3 protein-coding genes are annotated in these 2683 nt (G+C 71.4%); all 3 read left to right on the top strand.

Going from position 1 to position 2683, the window contains the following annotated elements:
• The first annotated feature begins 144 nt into the window (after positions 1-144).
• The 3 genes from K228_RS0124460 (at position 145) to K228_RS0124450 (ending at position 2113) form a co-directional block, all read left to right on the top strand.
• Positions 145-636 carry a hypothetical protein gene (locus K228_RS0124460; protein WP_025620724.1) on the top strand — a complete coding sequence of 164 codons (492 nt, stop codon included), beginning with the start codon at positions 145-147 and terminating at the stop codon, positions 634-636.
• Between the two features lie 227 nt (positions 637-863).
• Positions 864-1913: a hypothetical protein gene (locus K228_RS0124455; RefSeq protein WP_025620723.1), complete on the top strand. Its 1050-nt coding sequence runs from the start codon at positions 864-866 to the stop codon at positions 1911-1913.
• A complete protein-coding gene (locus K228_RS0124450; protein WP_025620722.1) occupies positions 1910-2113 on the top strand; it encodes a hypothetical protein in 204 nt (67 codons plus the stop codon). The genes K228_RS0124455 and K228_RS0124450 overlap by 4 nt, the downstream gene beginning before the upstream one ends.
• The last annotated feature ends 570 nt before the right edge of the window (positions 2114-2683 follow it).

Here is a 2683-nt window from a genome sequence, read left to right as displayed (position 1 = left end):
GGTGGGGCACAACGGGTAGCGCGTCCTAGGATGGGCCAGGGCACGTGTGCGAACCCACGGGGGCCGCGATCCCGTCCGGAATGGCACGGGTGGGCGTACCCCCTTGCTCGTGCCGTTCAGCGGGCCCTGCAGTGGCTGGAAGGCGTGCCGCTGCCTCGGGTGGCGGCCACGCTCGGCGCTCGCCTCGGTCCGGCCTGGACCGTCGAGACGCTGCTCGACACAATCGACCGCGCCCGCGGCGGCCGGGAACTGCTGACCGGCCCGGACCGGCCGTTGGGCTACCTACGGTCCCTGCTGGACACCGCGTTGACCGGTGAGCACGAGCCGCCGCACCCGGCCCGTCGCTATGACGAGCACCGCCAGGCGGCGCAGGACACGCGGCGACGCGACGTCGTCGACCAGGCCACTGCGGCAGACACCGCCCGCAACGCCACCCGCACCGAATGGGCGGTCCGGGAGCAGGCCCGCCAAGCCGAGAGATCCGGGCCCGGCCACGGCCGCCACGCCGCCCTCGCCGCCGCACGCGCCGCCGCCAGGGGCGACCACACCGCCGCCCGGGCGATCTCGGCGGCCGACGACTGGCCGGACGTCCCGCAGCCCGGCACGGGTCTGCCCGCCGGCGGCCTCGACCGCTGAAACCAGGGGGGCCGCCCCCCTTCCGGACCGTGCGGCAAGCTCAGCGCCAATTTCCCGCTAAACCAATCAGAGCGAGATCAAAGCCGCCTACGAAGCTCTGAGAGCACCTTTAAGGCGGGCTCTATCGGAACTCAACCCAAGCAAATATTCAAGGTCAAATACATATGACTTACAGAAACTAGCTAAGTCTTTGTACTTCCATGTAAGTAATAGTGTAGGATGTTGGTATGGATGTTGAGGTGAATGTGGGTGAACCGAGGCCGGAGTCCAGTCCGCGTGAGCGGCGCTGCGGCTACCGCGAGTGCCAGCAGGTGCTGGTCTACGCCGGTTTCGGCCGGCCGAAGGAGTTCTGCGCGCCGGATGACACGAGGTGGCAGCCGGGCAACCGGACATGCCGGGAGATGGCCGCCGCGGACCGGGCCGCGGAGCTGGCCACCGGTCTGGACACGCCCCTGACCGCGTGGCGTCAGGCTGTGGCCGACCTGACGCCAGCGTTGACCGCGTTGACGGCCCAGCTGGAGCCGGTCCTGCCCGCGATGCAGGCCGTCGAGGCCGGCGCGTTGGCCCGCATCGCTGAGGCCGAGACGGCGATGGCCGCGGCCGTGACCCGCGCGCAGGCCGCTGAGGCCGAGCGGGACCGGGCCCTCACCGCGGCCCACAACGCCGAACAGGACCGGGCCCACGCCCACACCGAGCGGCACGCCGCCGTCGCCCGCGCCCAGGCCGCCGAACGCGACGCCGCGGACGCGGTCGCCCGCGCCGCCCGCGATGTTGCCGACGCCCGCCAGGCCCAAGGCCGCGCCGAAGCCGCCGCCGAGGCCCGCGCCGCCACCGCCGCCAAGGAAACCGAGCGGCGCCGTGCCCTTGAGGAGCGCCACGACGACGTACGCGCGCAGCTGCGCGACGCCCGCGCCGAGACCAAGACCCTCACCGGTGAGCTGCGCGCCAGTGACAAGGCCCTGCGCGCCGAGACCACCCGCGCCGAACGCGCCGAGGCCGCCACAGCCACCGCCACCGCCGAGGCCACCCGTCTCCACGCCACGCTGACTGACACCGCCCGCGACCGCGACGACCTCGCCGCGCAACTCACCGCCGCCACCGCCGACCGTGACACCGTCCACGCGGAACTGGCCGACCTACGCACCCAACTCGCCGTCGCCGCCGCTAAGGCCGACATGGCCGCCGACCGAGCCCAACGCGCCGAGGCCCACGCAGAGCAGTTGCAGGTCCAACTCGCCCAGGCCCGCGTCGACCGTCCGGCGGGCGGTAAACGATGAGCGACCTAGACGACCTGCTGCTCGACCGCGACGTGTCCGGGTGGTTGATCTACCAGCTGCCCGACGGGCGGGAGGCCCGGGCCGACGTCGACACCCGCCGGCCACTGCACTGGACGGTGGACATCCCCGGCCGCGAACTGGTCGACGGCCTCACCACCGAGCAGGTACAGGCCTTGCTGCGCCGCGAGGCCGGCCGGTAGCGAGCCGTCTACCTGTGGCCGGGCCACGCCCTTTGGCGGCACGTGGCCCGGGCCCTGGACGAGTAGGGGGGCAGGCTGTGCCGGTCTTCGGCGTATGCCGGTTGGACCCAGTCAGGTCTTCGACTGACCGGCCCAGCTGTACAGGGTGGCTACGGATTTGGGTCCCTGCAGGTGGGTATGGGTGGGTGTGGTACCCAATTAGGCCGTCATCACTGATATCCACATGATGCCCATGTGGGGTGTGGTCGGGGGCACGGTGGTGGCGGAATCCCGGCCGGCGTCGGGGCGTTACACCATGCGTACGACCGAGGACGCGACCCGCCCGTGGGGTGGGTGAGGCCCGGAATGACGGCGCCCCGCCGGTCGTTACACCTGGACCCGGCACCGTGCGTGTCCCCCGGACCGCGGTAGCCGAGAATCTTCTTTCCCTGTTTCTGTTGAGCGCCGGACGGTGCTTGCACCCCTGCCACCTGATCCCCCCTTTCGGGTGCGTGTGGGGTGTCGACCCCCGAATGGAGCATTCTCATGAACACGATTCTGCGTCGTAGTGTGCTGGCCGTGGCTGCGTCC

This window comes from Salinispora cortesiana, assembly GCF_000484695.1.
Taxonomy (GTDB): domain Bacteria; phylum Actinomycetota; class Actinomycetes; order Mycobacteriales; family Micromonosporaceae; genus Micromonospora; species Micromonospora cortesiana.
This window is presented reverse-complemented; position numbering and strand designations above follow the sequence as displayed.